This is a genomic window from Fertoeibacter niger (assembly GCF_009380135.2).
Classification (GTDB): Bacteria; Pseudomonadota; Alphaproteobacteria; order Rhodobacterales; family Rhodobacteraceae; genus Fertoeibacter; species Fertoeibacter niger.
On sequence record NZ_WHUT02000003.1, the window covers coordinates 352,725 to 368,654 of the forward strand.

The 15,930-nt window shown below is 65.0% G+C and carries 15 protein-coding genes and 1 riboswitch; of the genes, 2 read left to right on the forward strand and 13 right to left on the reverse strand.

Annotated features, from left to right (window positions below; translation table 11 throughout):
• Window positions 1–81 precede the first annotated feature (81 nt).
• The 4 genes from rpsA to trmB all read right to left on the reverse strand — a co-directional run bounded on the left by rpsA (window position 82) and on the right by trmB (window position 4,909).
• Entirely contained in the window at window positions 82–1,803 is a 1,722-nt protein-coding gene (gene rpsA, locus GEU84_RS07370) for a 30S ribosomal protein S1 (protein ID WP_152824587.1), read from the reverse strand.
• 174 nt (window positions 1,804–1,977) lie between these two features.
• A complete protein-coding gene (locus tag GEU84_RS07375; RefSeq protein ID WP_152824586.1) occupies window positions 1,978–2,592 on the reverse strand; it encodes a (d)CMP kinase in 615 nt (204 codons plus the stop codon).
• A gap of 101 nt (window positions 2,593–2,693) precedes the next feature.
• Window positions 2,694–4,031 (reverse strand): 3-phosphoshikimate 1-carboxyvinyltransferase, encoded by a 1,338-nt coding sequence (gene aroA, locus GEU84_RS07380; RefSeq protein WP_152824585.1) that lies wholly within the window; start codon window positions 4,029–4,031, stop codon window positions 2,694–2,696.
• Window positions 4,032–4,183: 152 nt separating this feature from the next.
• Complete coding sequence (trmB, locus tag GEU84_RS07385; RefSeq protein WP_152824584.1) at window positions 4,184–4,909, reverse strand: tRNA (guanine(46)-N(7))-methyltransferase TrmB; 726 nt, start codon at window positions 4,907–4,909, stop codon at window positions 4,184–4,186.
• 301 nt (window positions 4,910–5,210) lie between these two features.
• Between trmB and GEU84_RS07390 the strand changes: the two genes are divergently transcribed.
• Window positions 5,211–5,708 (forward strand): peptidoglycan-binding domain-containing protein, encoded by a 498-nt coding sequence (locus GEU84_RS07390; protein ID WP_174539375.1) that lies wholly within the window; start codon window positions 5,211–5,213, stop codon window positions 5,706–5,708.
• A gap of 69 nt (window positions 5,709–5,777) precedes the next feature.
• On the opposite strand, the gene metK is transcribed toward GEU84_RS07390, so the two are convergent.
• The 8 genes from metK to miaB form a co-directional block, all read right to left on the reverse strand.
• On the reverse strand, window positions 5,778–6,944 hold the full coding sequence (metK, locus tag GEU84_RS07395; RefSeq protein WP_152824582.1) for a methionine adenosyltransferase: 1,167 nt from the start codon (window positions 6,942–6,944) through the stop codon (window positions 5,778–5,780).
• Between the two features lie 7 nt (window positions 6,945–6,951).
• A riboswitch (SAM-SAH riboswitch) is annotated at window positions 6,952–6,999 on the reverse strand.
• Window positions 7,000–7,036: 37 nt separating this feature from the next.
• Complete coding sequence (gene lnt / locus GEU84_RS07400; RefSeq protein ID WP_152824581.1) at window positions 7,037–8,527, reverse strand: apolipoprotein N-acyltransferase; 1,491 nt, start codon at window positions 8,525–8,527, stop codon at window positions 7,037–7,039.
• 181 nt (window positions 8,528–8,708) lie between these two features.
• Window positions 8,709–9,671, reverse strand: coding sequence for a hemolysin family protein (locus GEU84_RS07405; protein ID WP_152824580.1), 963 nt, complete (start codon window positions 9,669–9,671; stop codon window positions 8,709–8,711).
• Between the two features lie 41 nt (window positions 9,672–9,712).
• Window positions 9,713–10,216 carry an rRNA maturation RNase YbeY gene (gene ybeY / locus GEU84_RS07410; protein WP_152824579.1) on the reverse strand — a complete coding sequence of 168 codons (504 nt, stop codon included), beginning with the start codon at window positions 10,214–10,216 and terminating at the stop codon, window positions 9,713–9,715.
• The gene (locus tag GEU84_RS07415; RefSeq protein WP_420899273.1) at window positions 10,200–11,219 is read right to left on the reverse strand and encodes a PhoH family protein; all 1,020 of its coding nucleotides are present in this window, start codon (window positions 11,217–11,219) and stop codon (window positions 10,200–10,202) included. Before GEU84_RS07415 ends, ybeY begins: the two co-directional genes overlap by 17 nt.
• 212 nt (window positions 11,220–11,431) lie before the next feature.
• Complete coding sequence (locus GEU84_RS07420; protein WP_152824578.1) at window positions 11,432–11,770, reverse strand: hypothetical protein; 339 nt, start codon at window positions 11,768–11,770, stop codon at window positions 11,432–11,434.
• Window positions 11,771–11,772: 2 nt separating this feature from the next.
• A complete protein-coding gene (locus tag GEU84_RS07425) occupies window positions 11,773–12,315 on the reverse strand; it encodes an OmpA family protein (protein WP_152824577.1) in 543 nt (180 codons plus the stop codon).
• A gap of 210 nt (window positions 12,316–12,525) precedes the next feature.
• Window positions 12,526–13,869: a tRNA (N6-isopentenyl adenosine(37)-C2)-methylthiotransferase MiaB gene (gene miaB / locus GEU84_RS07430; protein WP_152824576.1), complete on the reverse strand. Its 1,344-nt coding sequence runs from the start codon at window positions 13,867–13,869 to the stop codon at window positions 12,526–12,528.
• 175 nt (window positions 13,870–14,044) lie between these two features.
• On the opposite strand from miaB, the gene GEU84_RS07435 reads away from it, so the two are divergent.
• Window positions 14,045–14,914 carry a hypothetical protein gene (locus GEU84_RS07435; RefSeq protein ID WP_152825088.1) on the forward strand — a complete coding sequence of 290 codons (870 nt, stop codon included), beginning with the start codon at window positions 14,045–14,047 and terminating at the stop codon, window positions 14,912–14,914.
• A 12-nt stretch (window positions 14,915–14,926) separates the two neighbouring features.
• On the opposite strand, the gene GEU84_RS07440 is transcribed toward GEU84_RS07435, so the two are convergent.
• Entirely contained in the window at window positions 14,927–15,928 is a 1,002-nt protein-coding gene (locus GEU84_RS07440; RefSeq protein WP_152824575.1) for a LacI family DNA-binding transcriptional regulator, read from the reverse strand.
• Window positions 15,929–15,930: the final 2 nt, after the last annotated feature.

The window sequence follows — 15,930 nt, forward strand, 5'->3', positions numbered from 1 at the left end:
GCTGCTTAGGCCCCGTGGGCCAAGAATTGCAAAAGGCCCCGCCTGATGGCGGGGCCTTTCATCGGTTCCCGCAGGCCCCGATCAGTTCCGGTCGCCGCCTTTCAGCGCCGCACCAAGGATGTCGCCCAGCGAAGCACCCGAATCGGACGAGCCATACTGCTCAACCGCTTCTTTCTCTTCCGCAATCTCGCGTGCCTTGATCGACAGGCCCAGACGGCGGGTCTTGCTGTCAACGTTGGTCACGCGGGCATCGACCTTGTCACCCACCTGGAAGCGTTCCGGGCGCTGGTCGGCACGGTCACGCGACAGGTCGGAACGACGGATGAACGACTTCATGCCGTTGTAATCCACCTCGATCCCGCCTTCTTCGATGGCGGTCACGGTGCAGGTGATCACAGAGCCACGCTTCACGCCGTCAACCGCGTCGGTGAAGGTGTCGTCGCCCAGAGCCTTGATCGACAGCGAGATACGCTCTTTCTCGATGTCCACTTCGGTGACGGCGGCTTTCACCGTGTCGCCCTTGCGGTAGTTCTGGATGGCGTCTTCGCCGCGCTGGTCCCACGACAGGTCCGACAGGTGAACCATGCCGTCGATGTCGTTGTCGAGGCCGACGAACAGACCGAATTCGGTGATGTTCTTGACTTCGCCTTCGATGGCCGTGCCGACCGGGTGGTTTTCGGCGAACACTTCCCACGGGTTGCGCATGGTCTGTTTCAGACCCAGCGACACGCGGCGTTTCGCGCTGTCGATCTCCAGCACCATCACCTCAACCTCTTGCGAGGTGGACACGATCTTGCCGGGGTGCACGTTCTTCTTGGTCCAGCTCATTTCGGAAACGTGAACCAGACCTTCGACACCGGCCTCCAGCTCCACGAATGCGCCGTAGTCGGTGATGTTGGTCACGCGGCCCTTGTGGACCGATTCCAGCGGATAGGCTTTTTCAACGGCATCCCACGGATCGGATTGCAGTTGCTTCATGCCCAGGCTGATGCGGTGCGTGTCCTTGTTGATCTTGATGACCTGCACCTTGACAGTTTCACCGATCGACAGGATTTCCGACGGATGGTTCACGCGGCGCCACGCCATGTCGGTGACATGCAGCAGGCCGTCAACTCCGCCCAGATCAACGAACGCACCGTATTCGGTGATGTTCTTGACCACGCCGTCGATCGACTGACCTTCCGACAGGTTGCCGATGACTTCGGCGCGCTGTTCCGCCCGCGATTCTTCCAGGATGGCGCGGCGCGAGACAACGATGTTGCCACGGCGACGGTCCATCTTCAGGATCTGGAACGGCTGCTTCATGCCCATAAGCGGGCCCGCGTCGCGCACGGGGCGCACATCGACCTGGCTACCCGGCAGGAAGGCCACAGCGCCGCCAAGATCAACGGTAAAGCCGCCCTTGACGCGGCCAAAGATCGCGCCGTCAACGCGCGTCTCGTTCGCATAGGCTTTTTCCAGACGGTCCCAGGCTTCTTCGCGCTTGGCCTTGTCGCGGCTGATCTGGGCTTCGCCGCGGGCATTTTCCACGCGGTCAAGATAGACTTCAACCTCATCGCCCACGGCCAGTTCGACCGCGCCGGAAAGGTCGGCAAATTCTTTCAGGTCAACGCGGCCTTCCATCTTGTAGCCGACGTCGATGATGGCCTGTCCCGCTTCGATAGCGATGACACGGCCTTTGACAACAGACCCTTCCTGAGGGGTGTCAATTTCCAAGCTCTCGTTCAGCAGAGCTTCGAATTCTTCCATAGAGGCTTTAGCGCACATGCAGTTCTGATCCTTTTCAACTATTTCACTGGCCATGCGGTTGGCTCCGCCGGTCTTTGCCCGATGCCAACAAGCATGGGCACCACCAACACGAAAGGGTCGCGGCTTTCGCCCGACCCTGCATGCCCCGGTGCCCGACGGCTTTTGCCGCCTTGTTGACTGCCGGTCTCTTAGTCAAATAAGGGCAGAGAGGCAAGCCCGTATCGCGGCTTAGCCTCGCGCCATGCGCGCTTCGACCAGCGCCACAGCCGCGGCCAGGGCCTCGTCAATGCCCAGCGCCGTCGTATCCAGCAGCACGGCATCGGCGGCCTGTGCCATGGGGGCGGTCTTGCGTTCGCTGTCGCGGGTGTCGCGGGCGCGCAGGTCGGCCAGCACCTCGTCCAGCGTCAGGTCGGGCGTGCGCTCGGCCAGTTCCTTCCAGCGGCGTTCTGCCCGCGCCTCATCCGACGCGGTGACAAACAGCTTCACCTCGGCCTCGGGGCAGATCACCGTGCCAATGTCGCGCCCGTCCAGAACGGCACCGCCCTCGCGCCGGGCGAAATCATGCTGGAACGCCACCAGCGCGGCCCGCACCTTGGGCAGGGCCGCGATTTTCGATGCGGCCTGCCCGACCTTGGCCGTGCGCAACCCGTCGCGCTGGAAATCATGCGCCGTCAACGCCTTTGCCGCCGCCACCGGGTCAAGCCCGTCCATCGCCTTGCGGGCCGTGGCGCGGTAAAGCAGCCCGGTATCCAGATAGTCAAAACCGAAATGCGCGGCCAGCGCCTTGGCAATCGTGCCCTTGCCCGCCGCTGCCGGACCGTCGATGGCGACCGTGAATTTCATGCCTGTCTCTTCTGCTGCTGCGCTGCCCCGGATCGGGGCGCGGTGTGGCAGCCCTTGTTACCCACAAGCGCGGGGCTGTCAAACAAGGGCGCCCGGCACCGTTACCCCAGATCGGCACCAAGGCTGCGCATCAGCCCTTCGAAAATCGGAAAGGAGGTGGCGATGGGTGACGCATCATCCACCGACACCGGCGCTTTCGCCGCCATGCCCAGAATCAGGAACGACATGGCGATGCGGTGGTCGATATGCGTCTTGCAGGTGGCCCCGCCCGGCACGCCCCCCGGCCCCATGCCATGCACGGTCAGGGTATCCTCGTCTTCCTCAATGCGCACGCCGCAGGCCTCAAGCCCGCGCGCCATCGCGTCGATCCGGTCGGATTCCTTCACACGCAGCTCCTTCACCCCCCGCATGACCGTGACGCCTTCGGCAAAGGCCGCCACAACAGACAGGATCGGGTATTCGTCGATCATCGAGGGCGCGCGTTCGGGCGGCACCTCGATGCCCTTCATCGGGCCGAAGCGCACGCGCAGATCGGCCACAGGCTCGCCGCCCTCCTCGCGCGGGTTCTCGAAGGCGATGTCGGCACCCATTTCCACCAGAGTGATGTATAGCCCGTTGCGCGTCAGGTTCTGGCTGACGCCCGGCACGAACACGTCGGACCCTTCGACCACCAGCGCCGCGCAGACCGGGAATGCGGCCGAGCTTGGGTCACGCGGCACGGCCACCGTCTGCGGGCGCAGTTCGGGCTGCCCGGTAAGTGTGATCACATTGCCCTCGGCCGTCTTTTCCACCGTCAGCTCTGCGCCAAAGCCAAGCAGCATGCGTTCGGAATGGTCGCGCGTCGCCTCGCGCTCAATCACCACCGTCTGCCCCGGCGCGTTCAGCCCGGCCAGCAGCACCGCCGATTTCACCTGCGCGGATGCCACGGGCGTCGCATAGCGCACCGGCACCGGGTTGGCCGCGCCCACCAGCGTCATCGGCAGCCGCCCGCCCTTGCGCCCATAGGCCTGCGCGCCGAACAGGCTCAGCGGGTCTGTCACCCGGCCCATGGGCCGCTTGCGCAGGGATGCGTCGCCGGTAAAGGTCGCGGTCATCGCATGCGTGGCCATGCAGCCCATGATCAGCCGCGCGCCGGTGCCCGAATTGCCGCAATCGATCACATCGGCGGGTTCGGAAAATCCGCCCACACCCACGCCATGCACCGACCAAGCGCCCGGCCCGTGCTGCACCACCTCGGCGCCGAAGGCGCGCATCGCCTTTGCCGTATCCAGCACATCCTGCCCTTCCAGAAGCCCGGTGATGCGCGTCTCGCCCACCGCCATCGCGCCAAAGATCAGCGCGCGGTGGCTGATGGATTTGTCACCCGGCACATCGGCCCGGCCCGTCAGTGGCCCGGCGCGGCGGGCGGTCATAGGTTGGGCAGCACCATGGCCAGACATCGGAAATCCTCGCGTCACATTTCGGCGCGAGGCTTAGCGAAAGCCCTGCGCCCGGTCCAGCACCTTCCGGCCCCGGCTTTCATCTTGGTCTGAAATATCCGCGCCGCAGGCCTCAGCCAGCTGAAAACGGGCGACTGCACGGTGCCACGGCGTCAGGCGTCAGCCGCAGCGACGCCCCGCCGCCGGAAGGTCGCGTAATCCGGCACCCTGCCCTCGCGCAGCGCCTTCTGCTCATAGCGGGTGGACAGCCAGTCATCCCAGGCCACGCCGCCATGCGCCACCAGTTCGAAGCCCGCCTGCGGCACCTCTTCAAGCGCCTGACGCATGTAGTCGGGAATGTCGGTGGCCACGCGGAATTCCGCGCCAGGGGCCAGCACGCGGGCCAGAGGCACCAGATGATCCTGCGTCACGAAACGGCGGCGGTGGTGGCGGCGCTTTGGCCAGGGGTCGGGGTAGTTCAGGAACGCCCGCGCCACCGACCCCGCAGGCAGCACATCGAACAATTCGCGCACGTCGCCCGGATGAACCGCCAGATTTGTCACCCCCGCCGCGCGGATCTTGCCCAGCAGCATGGCCACGCCGTTGATATAGGGCTCGCAACCGATCAGGCCGATGCCGGGATAGCGGGCGGCCATGTGCACCATATGCTCGCCACCGCCAAAGCCCACCTCCAGCCAGACCGGGCGCGCGCCGCCAAAGATCGCGGCCAGATCCAGCGGGCTGCGTTCCGGGTTTTCGGCAGCCCAGATGCCGCGCGGGCGCAGCGTGTCCATATCCTGCGAAAGATAGGTTTTCTGGCTGGGCCGCAACGTCTTGCCATGCCTGCGGCCATAAAAGTTGCGCCAGCCCGGGGCGTCGTCGTCGGTGTCTTCGGTCATCTGCTGCCCCCGGTCAAACCCGCCCCGCCCTATCCGGCCCCGTTCCGGGCGTCAAGGCAACGTCCCTGTGGTCAAGACGGCCGCCTTCCTGTGGCAGCGCTGATCGCAGCGTCGTGACGCAGGGGGTGCCACCGAGCGGGTGGAAAGAGGGAACTTTCCACCCGCAAAAGCGTTCGCAAGCATCTGACAGACCGGGGCTGCCACCCTGTTATCCGATAACAACGGCCTGTCTTTGCTTATCTCGGCACCCTGACCCTAGATCGGGGTATCGAGAAACCTGGAGGGTTAACCAATGATACGCATGATCCGCAACGCCGGTCTGGCCGCCATCGCCGCCACCACCTTTGTCACCGCCGCCGCCGCCCCTGCCATGGCGGGCGAACGTGAGCGCGACTTTCTGAAAGGCGTGGCCGCCACGGTCGTCGCCGGTGTCATCATCAATGACATCAAGCAAAAGAACCGCCAGCGCCAGCAGCAGCAATATGTGCCGGTGCAGCGCTACTACGCGCCGCAGCCGGTCTATGTGGAGCCGCGCCGCCAGGTGGTGCAGCGCCATTACGAGCCCAGCATCTACAGCATTCCCGCCGCGCAGACCTTCAACGACTACTCGTCGCGTGAAAAGCGGGTGATTCAGTCGCAACTGGCACGCGCCGGGTATTACAACGGCGCGATTGATGGCGTCTGGGGCCCGGGCACCTATCGCGCCGTGGCCGGTTATGCCCGCGACACTGGGCAGTCGGGCGTGCTCGAATCGCGCCGCAGCGCCTATTCGTTTTACGACAGCCTGCTGCTTGGCTGATCCTGACTGGCAGACAGACAAAAGCCCCGGTGCTGCCACCGGGGCTTTTTGCTGTGTGCTGCGCCGGGGTCAGATGGCGCTTTTCAAAGCCTCGACCAGATCGGTCTTTTCCCAGGAAAAGCCGCCATCCGCCTCGGGTGCGCGGCCGAAATGGCCATAGGCCGCCGTGCGGGCATAGATCGGGCGGTTCAGCTCCAGATGGGTGCGGATGCCGCGCGGCGTCAGATCCATGCAGGCGGCGACAGCGCGTTCGATCTGCGCCGCCTCGACCTGCCCGGTGCCATGGGTATCGACATAGATCGACAGGGGTTTCGCCACACCAATCGCATAGCTGACCTGCAACGTGCAGCGGTCGGCCAGACCTGCCGCCACCACGTTCTTGGCCAGATAGCGCGCGGCATAGGCTGCCGAACGGTCCACCTTGGTCGGATCCTTGCCGCTGAACGCGCCGCCGCCATGCGGGGCGGCCCCGCCATAGGTATCAACGATGATCTTGCGGCCCGTCAGGCCTGCGTCGCCATCAGGGCCCCCGATCACAAAGGTGCCGGTGGGGTTCACCCACCATTCGGTTGCCTCGGTCAGCCAGCCTGCGGGCAGAACCTCGCGGATGTAGGGCTCCACTATCGCGCGGATGTCGTCGCTGGTCTGGTCAGGGTTGGCATGCTGGGTGGACAGCACGATGGATGTCACCGCCACCGGCCTGCCATCCTCATAGCGCAGCGACAGCTGGCTTTTGGCATCGGGGCGCAAGGTGGGCTCCTGCCCCGATTTGCGGACCTCGGCCAGACGGCGCAGGATGGCATGGGCGTAAAGGATCGGTGCCGGCATCAGTTCCGGCGTTTCGCGGCAGGCATAGCCGAACATGATGCCCTGATCGCCCGCGCCGTCGCGGTCTACGCCCTGGGCAATATGCGCCGACTGCTTGTGCAGATAGTTCTGCACCTCCAGCGTGTTCCAGTGGAATTCATCCTGCTCATAGCCGATGTCCTTGACGCAGCCGCGCACGATCTGGTCCACCCGGCCCATGAATTCGTCCAGCTTGGCCGGATCGGAAAGGCCCACCTCGCCGCCCACGATGACGCGGGATGTGGTGGCAAAGGTCTCGCAGGCCACGCGGGCGTTGGGCTCTTCGGTCAGGAAGGCATCGAGAATGGCATCCGACACCCGGTCACACAGCTTGTCCGGGTGGCCCTCCGAGACGGACTCGGACGTGAAAACATAGGATTGGCGCGTCATGGGGAAGTGCTCCGTTAATATAGCCCGTCACGCCAGGAAGCCGTTGTGACAGTTGCACCGCGCTACACGCCCGCCCCGGAAGGGTCAAGCCTTCAGACCCGCCGCCGGAACATCAACAGGGCCGCGAGTCCCGCCAGCAACAGGCCCGTCACCGGCCACTCGCCAAAACGGGCATAGGGGGTCAGGGGCAACGCGCCGGGCAGGGTGACATCGCGGTAGGCGGCTGCACCCAGCGGGATCTGAGCAAGCACCCGGCCCCGCGCGTCGATCAGCGCCGACACGCCGGTATTGGCCACCCGCACCAGCGGCAGGCCCTGCTCGATGGCGCGCAACCGGGCCTGCGCCAGATGCTGATAGGGGCCGGTCAGGGTGCCGAACCAGCCGTCGTTGGTGATCTGCAGGATCCAGTCGGCCCGGCCCGGCGCTGCCCGCAGATCCTGCGGAAACACCGCCTCGTAGCAGATCAGCGGCAGCATCTTGCCAAGCGCTCCGCCCAGATCCAGCACCGCCGCCCCCGGCCCCGGGGAATAGCCGTTGCCTTCCTGCGTGGCAAAGGCCGTGATGCCGAACCAGTCGGCCATGGTATCGCCGTAAGGAATGTATTCGCCAAAGGGCACCAGATGGTGCTTGTCATACAGCGCCTGCACCCCGGCATCGGGGCCGATCACCGCAAGGCTGTTGAAATAGCGCAATCCCTGGGCCCGCTGGATGCCCACCGCCACCGGCACGCCTGCGCCGGCTTCGGCAATCGCCTGAAGGGCCCCCGGCGCATCATCCAGCAGCCATGGCACCGCGGTTTCGGGCCAGATCACCAGATCGGGGCGCGGCAGGGCAGCGGTATATTCCAACTGCCGGTCAAACAGCATTTCCACCATGCCGGGCTGCCATTTGGTGCGCTGGTCGGCATTGGGCTGCACCAGCCGCAGGGTGGCATCGCGGGGGATAGGGTCGGGGGCGGCCAACCGCATCTGGCCATATCCGGCCATCGCCCCCAGCAGCAGCAGCGCCGCCGCCAGCCCACGCCAGCGGAATGCCACCGGCAGGGCCGCAGCCAGCAATGTCAGACCCGTGAGGCCGGTAGGGCCTATCAGCCCCGCCACCTGCGCGGGCGTCCAGCCAACCCAGACATGGCCCGGCAAGGCCCAAGGAAAGCCGGTCAGCACATGGCCGCGCGCCAGTTCCGCCGCTGTCAGGGCCAAGGCAAACAGCAGGGCGCGGCGCGGACCTGTAACCAAGGCTGCCAGCGCCCCCGCCGCCGCCCAGAACAGCGCAAGACCAAACCCCATCAGCACCAGCGCGAAAGGGGCCATCCAGCCATGCCGGGCAATGTCGATCAGAAAGGGTTCGATGATCCAGCTCAGCGCAAGCACGAAATGCCCCGCGCCGCCGAACAGCGCCGTCCATGCCGCCGCCCGTGGCCCCGCAGCCTGCCCCAGCACACAGACCAGCGCCGCAAAGCCTGCCAGCGTGGCGGGCCAGACGCCAAGCGGAGCCTGCCCCAGCGCCATGGCGGCACCACAGCCAAAGGCCGCCACCAGCCGCAGGCGCGGTGACAGCGCCAGGTGGCGAACCCGCGGTTGCATGATCGGCACAGTCACCAGCGATGGCCCGTTGCCGCCAAGGCGGGTGCAAATCTGCGCGGCCCGGCGCAGCCTGCCTGCACCGCACCGTGTGCAAGCCTGCCACAAGTGGTTGCGGCACCTGCTTCCGTGACCGGAACCGCCGACCCGGCGCAAGACGCAGGCAGGGTCAGCGGCATTGAAATCAGGCCCCCGCCGGGCCTGACGGTTCCAGCCTCTCGGGCTCGGGCTTGGCCAGCAGCGCCACCGGCGTCGCCTGCGCGCCCGGCAGGCGCACACGCAGCCGCTTGATCCGCCGGGGATCCGCGTCGATCACCTCGAACTCGGCCCCGCTTTCATGCGCCACAATCTCGCCCCGCGCCGGCACCCGGCCGATTCGCAAGAAGATCAGCCCGCCCAGCGTGTCGATATCCTCGTCATCCTCGCCCAGCCGCAACTTGAGCCCGATCTCGGCCTCGAACTCGTCCAGAGGCGCGCGGGATTGCACCAGATAGACACCGGGCTTTTCCTGTGCCCACAATGCGCCCTCGGCCTCGTCATGTTCATCGTCGATCTGGCCGATCACCGTTTCGATCAGGTCTTCGATGGTCACAAGACCATCCACCCCGCCATATTCGTCGATCACCAGCGCCATATGCACCCGTTCGCGCTGCATCTTCTGCAACAGCACGCCGATAGGCATCGATGGCGGGGCATAAAGCACGGGCCGCAGCAGGTTGCGCAAGCTGAACCGCCCGCCGCTGCCGAAACCGTGCTGCAAGGCCAGATCCTTCAGCAATACCAGACCCTGCGGGTGGTCAAGCGACCCCTTGTAGACTGGCATCCGCGAAAAGCCCTGCTTGCGGAACACCTCGACCAGCTCATCGCGGCCAATCTCCAGCGGCACGGCGGCGATCTCCACCTTCGGGATCGCCACATCGTCGACCCGCAGGCGGCGCAGGTTGCCGATGCCGGGCAGGTTCAGGTTGCCGTTTGCGGGGGATGCTGTCGCCGATGGCGTGTCTGCCGCGGCTGACCCGTTGTCAGAGGGGGAAAAGGCGCTCAGCAAGCGGCTGAAAAACCCTGTTTGCCCCGGTTCAGCGGGTTCGTCTGTGTTCGGTCCCAGCGCGCTCTGCGCTGCCAGAGACCCGTCGTTGCTACTGCCCATCGGTCCTTTTCCAAAAAATTCCACAAAGCCGCGCGCTGCCGTCAGTAAGGGTCGGCCACACCAAGCTGAGCCAGTATACGGGTCTCGGTGCTTTCCATCAATTCGGCATCGTCATCATCTTCGTGATCATAGCCCAGCAAATGTAACAGGCCATGCACGATCAGATGCGTGACATGATCCTGCATTGTCTTGCCCTGTTCCAGCGCCTCGCGCGCGCAGGTATCCCAGGCAAGCGCAATGTCGCCCAGTTCGGTCGGGTCATCGGCTGTGCCGGGTTCGGGCGGCTGCGGCGCCTCGCCCGAAAATTCCGAACCACGCTCTTCCGACGGCCAGGACAGAACGTTGGTCGGCTGGCCCTTGGCGCGGAATGCGCCGTTCAGTTCCGCGATCCGGGCATCGTCGCAACCCATCAGGCACAGGCTGAACCCTTCGCGCGGCAATGACATGGCGGCAAGCGTTGCCGCTGCCGCCATATCCGCCCGTTCGGCAAGGCCAAAGCCTTGCCAGCGCGGGTCTTCGATCACTGTGTCAACCAGAGGCTCCATCATGCGCCTCATACGCCTCGATGATCCGGGCGACAAGCGCATGCCGCACTACATCCTTCGAGGTGAAGTAGTTGAAGCTGACGCCTTTGACATCCTTCAGGATACGCTCGGCATCGGCCAGCCCGCTGGCGGTGCCGCGCGGCAGGTCGATCTGGGTGCGGTCGCCGGTGATGACCATGCGCGAGCCCTCACCCAGACGGGTCAGGAACATCTTCATCTGCATGGTCGTGGCGTTCTGCGCCTCGTCCAGCACGACAAAGGCATTGGCCAGCGTGCGGCCCCGCATGAAGGCCAGCGGTGCGATCTCGATCCGCTTTTCCTCCATCAGCTTGGCCAGCTGCTTTTGCGGCAGGAAATCATTCAGCGCGTCGTAAAGCGGCTGCATGTAGGGGTCGATCTTTTCCTTCATGTCGCCAGGCAGAAAGCCCAGCCGCTCGCCCGCCTCGACCGCGGGGCGGGACAGGATGATCTTGTCCACCGCGCCACCGATCAGCATGGTCACGCCAACGGCGACGGCCAGATAGGTCTTGCCGGTGCCGGCTGGCCCGATGCCAAAGGCCATCTCGTGATCGAACAGGTTCTTCACATAGGCTTTCTGCGCCTCGGTCCGCGGATCGACGGGCTTCTTGCGGGTGCGCAGTTCGTATTTTCCCGGCGTGAACATTTCGATCTGTTCGCCGGGGTTGCGCACGATGTCGCTCATCGGTCGGCCCATCCGTATCGCGCCGTCAATGTCGCCGGCGGCAAGGCCGCGCCCTGATTCGAGCCGCGCATAAAGCGCCCGCAGCACCGCCGCTGCCTGCTCCCGCGCGCCCTTGTCGCCGATCACCGCCAGACGGTTGCCGCGCCTCAGCACATGCACCCCCATCTGATGTTCGATCTGTGCCAGGTTACGGTCAAATTCGCCGCAAAGGTCGATCAGAACACGGTTGTCGGGAAATTCCAGAAGCGTTTCTACCATATCTTCGGGACGGGTCGGGGGGGTCAGCGCGCTGATGCCCAAGGAGTTCTCCTTCTAGCAGGCAGGGTGAACGGGGGATGTGCAGACAGAGGGTATATCTAGAGTGTGCGACTGCATCGGCCACAAGGCAAGGGATTTGCCATGACATTTGCGTAACGTGGCGGCAGCGTGCCCAAGGCCCGCCGCAAAACCGGGCACGCCAAAGCAAAAGGCCGCGGGCGATGCCGCGGCCTTTGGTCTGGTGTCTGCCCGGATCAATTCGGCAGGATGTCGGGGAAGCGGTTCGTGCGGTATTCATTCACCACATAACCCGGCGGGAACTGGTTGTTGCACACCGGAAGGCCCGAGCGCGGGTCGCGGCGGCGGCTGGCGTAACCTTCGGCGCCATCGTCGATCAGCCAGTTCTGGCAGCCGTCCGGGTCATAGGCAATCGCCGCCCGGCCGTTCTCAAGCGGCTTGCGGTCGAAGAAGCTGGTGTCGGCAGGCTGCGCGATCAGGCGCGGCTGGCCATCCGGCCCGACGCCGCCCGCCGAGGTGCAGGCCCCCAGCAACGCCAACCCCACACCCATCACGGCAAATTTCATGCTTTTCATCATCACCACCTGTAGCAGACGACTTCGACGCGGCGATTGCGCTGCATCCCTTCGGCGGTGGCATTGCTGGCCACCGGCTCACGCTCGCCAAAGCCGATCTCACGCTCCACAAAGGCACCCACCGATCGGGCCACCGCCGCGACGGATGCGGCGCGCCGCTGCGACAGGCCAATGTTGTATTCATCGGACGCGCGGCTGTCGGTATGGCCATAGATGGCGAAACCGAAGGCATCCGAGCTGCGGAAGAAACTTTCCAGCCGGGCGCGGCCATGCGGCGTCAGTTTCGCGCTGTCGGTCGCAAACAGCGTGTCGGTGTTTTCCACCAGGCAGGTGTTCAGCTTCAGGCAAACGGGCTTGCCGGTCTGCGGGTTCACCCGGTCGACCATATAGCCTTCCAGCCCGCCATCCGCATAATAGTGCATGCAGCCGTCAGGATCGATCCACACGCCCCATTCGATCCGCCCTGCCACTTGTGGCTGTGTCTGCGCCATGACGGACAGCGGATCAGCGACCGCTGCCGCAAGTGCCAGGCCCCCGATCGCCATCCGCAATGCCCTGGAAATCCGCCGTTCCACTGCCGCAGCCCCCTTCAAATCAAACAATCCCACGATCTTGTTACAGATTTGCCGCCGGGCAATTGCGAAGTAAAGCAAAATCTATGCGGTCACATCAATAAGATAGACTATTTGTTGCTTGAGGCGCGCCAAAGCGGAATCGGGCACGCCATTACAATCATGGCGGAAACAAGGCAAAGCCTACAGCCGCACAGCCGCCAGCGAATTGGTCGAGGCAGCCGTAACGCGCACCCGCACCAGTTCGCCCACCTGCCCCGCGGCATCGGCCACATGCACCGCATGCAGGTGGTCGGACTTGCCCACCATCTGCCCCGGCATCCGCCCCGGCTTGTCATAAAGCACGCCCACCTCGCGCCCGACCATCGCCTGCTGCGCCGCCTGCTGCTGTTCGGTCAGCAGCGTTTGCAGCCGTTGCAGCCGCTCGTCGGCCACCGCACTGTCCACCCCCGGCTTTTCCGCCGCAGGCGTGCCGGGCCGCGCAGAGTATTTGAAGGAATAGGCCATGCCGTAATTCACCGCCCGCACCAGCGCCAGCGTATCCTCGAAATCGGCATCGGTTTCGCCCGGAAAGCCCACAATGAAATCCGAGGTCAGCAAGATGTCGGGCCGCGCCGCGCGAAACCGTTCGATCAGCGCCAGATATTGCGCCGCCGTATGCTTGCGGTTCATCGCCTTCAGAATGCGGTCAGACCCCGACTGCACCGGCAGATGCAGATAGGGCATCAGCTTGGGCTCGTCGCCATGGGCCGCGATCAGGTCATCACCCATGTCATTGGGGTGCGAAGTCATGTAGCGGATGCGCTGCAACCCGTCGATCCGCGCCAGTGCGCGCACCAGACGGGCCAGGCCCCAATCTCCACCCTCGCCCGCCCCGTGATAGGCGTTGACGTTCTGCCCCAGCAACGTGATGTCGCGCACGCCCTTTTCCACCAGCGCCCGCGCCTCGGCCAGAAGGCGCGTGGCCGGGCGGCTGACCTCGCCGCCCCTGGTATAGGGCACCACGCAAAAGGCGCAGAACTTGTCACAGCCCTCCTGCACCGTCAGAAAGGCCGACGGGCCGCGCGTGGCCTTGCGTTCGGGCAGATGGTCGAACTTGTCCTCAAGCGGGAAGTCGGTGTCGATCACCTGGCCCTCGGCGCGGATCATCTGCGGCAGCCGGTGATAGCTTTGCGGCCCCACCACCAGATCGACCTGCGGCGCGCGGCGCAATATCTCGGCCCCCTCGGCCTGGGCCACGCAGCCCGCAACGCCAATCTTCATGCCGGGCTTTGCCAGTTTCAGCGGGCGCAGCCGCCCCAGATCGGAAAACAGCTTTTCCGACGCCTTTTCGCGGATGTGGCAGGTGTTGATCAGCACCATGTCGGCGTCTTCGGCCGTATCCGTCGCCACATAGCCCTGCGCGCCCAGCGTTTCGGCCATGCGTTCGCTGTCATAGACATTCATCTGGCAGCCATAGGTCTTGATGAACAGCTTTTTCGCGTCGGGCGTTTCGGGCAGGTCGGGCTGTTTTGCGGGGTCGGGCATCGTGGGATCCTTTTGCACCCCGATCAACGGGCGCGATGCGGGGTTCTACACGAAAAAGCCGGCCAAGGGCAACGTCTGCCCGGCCATCGCACGGCCACAGGCTGCGGCGGGGCTTGCATTGCGGCGTGGCTTGGCCGATTTTGCCGCGAACAGCCTGGTATCGGGCGGGGGCAGCATGCGCTATGACGGGCTTTCGGAATTTCTGGCAGAGCGCCGGACAACGCTGGCAAAGGGACCGCTTGCGCTGATCATGGCCGAGGATCTGGTCGAGGTTGACAGCACCCTGCGCCACCATATCGCTGCGGGTTTTCGTTCCGTCGTGCTGCTGGCCCCGCCCGAGGTGGTCCTGCCCGCGCCGCTGGAGGCGCAGATAACCCGCGTCACCTATGATGTCTTTGCCGAGGGCGCGCTGGTCAGTGCGGTGAACCGGCTGATCGCCGCAGCACCGGGGCTGTGGATGTTTTACGGCTTCAACGCCGAATACCTGTTCTTTCCCTTTTGCGAAACGCGCAGCATCCGCGACCTGATCGCCTTTCACACCGAGGAACGGCGCGATGCACTGCTGACCTATGTGATTGATCTTTATGCCGGCGATCTGCACCGCCACCCCAGCGCCGTGGCGCTGGAGGATGCCTTTCTGGACCGTTCCGGCTATTATGCCCTTGGCCGCCCCGACCCGGCCAACCATGGCCATCCGCGCGAACGCCAGCTTGATTTCTTTGGCGGCCTGCGCTGGCGGTTCGAGGAACACATTCCCCCGCACCGCCGCAAGATCGACCGCATCGCCCTGTTCCGCGCCAGGGAGGGGCTGGTGCTGCGGCCCGATTTCACCTTCTCGGACGAGGAATACAATACCTACGCCTGCCCCTGGCACAACAACATCACCACGGCGCTGTGTTCGTTCCGCACGGCCAAGGCCCTGCGCGCCAACCCGGGGTCACGTTTCGACATTCCCAATTTTCGCTGGCACAATTCGACCGAGTTCCGCTGGCACTCGCAACAACTGATGGATCTGGGGCTGATGGAGCCGGGTCAGTGGTTCTGACTGCTAGCGGTGTCAGTCGCCGGTCGAGGCGCGGCGGATCAGCGTGACGGGTGAATGGGTGTCGGTGGGTGGTGCCGTGCCATCCTCCAGCCAGGCAAGAACGGTTGCCGCACAGGTCTGGCCAAAGCGGGCGATGTCGCAGCTTACCGTGGTCAGCCCGGGCCAGACCAGCGCGCAATCCTCGATATCGTCAAAGCCCACGACCATCAGGTCGCTGCCCACCCGGCGGCCGATCTCGGCGCAGCCCGACAGCAGGCCAAGCGCCACCAGATCGTTGAAGCAGATCACCGCGTCGATCTGCGGATAATCCAGCGCCAGCCGGCGGGCCACCTCGCGGCCAAAGGCCCGGCCCGGGCGGCCGGGCAGCACGGTGGGCGTCAGCCCCGCCCCGGCCAGCACCGCCAGATAGCCCGACATGCGCAGCCGCGTCACTGCCCGGCCATCCAGCCCGCCGACAAAGGCGATCTGCCGCGCCCCCCGCGCCAGCAGATGCTGTGCCGCCAGCCGCCCGCCGCTTTCATAATCTGGCGCGGCAAAGGGAAAACGCTCGGCAGGCACCACCTGACGCAGCACCTGCATCGCCGGAATGCCCGCCCGGGCGATTGCGCCAAAGGTCGCCTCCTCGTCGCCGTAAGCGGGCGACAGGATCAGCGCCGACACGCCATGCTCGATCATCGCCGAGGTGACCTGCGCCTGCAACGCAGGGTTTTCATCGGTATTGGCCAGCACCGTGGCATAGCCCCGCGCCGACAGCGCCATCTGCACCGAGGTTGCGAATTCGGTGAAGAACGGGTTGCGCAGATCGTTGATCACCAGCCCGATCAGCCCCGCATTCGACATCCGCAGATTGGCCGCCGAACGGTTGTAGACATAGCCCAGATCGGCCATCGCGCGGCGCACATCCGCACGGGTTTCGGCCTTTACCAGCGGGCTGTTCTGCAACACAAGGCTGACCGTCGATTTTGACACACCGGCCTCTTTGGCCACATCAATGATCGTCGGTCTGCGCGCCATGC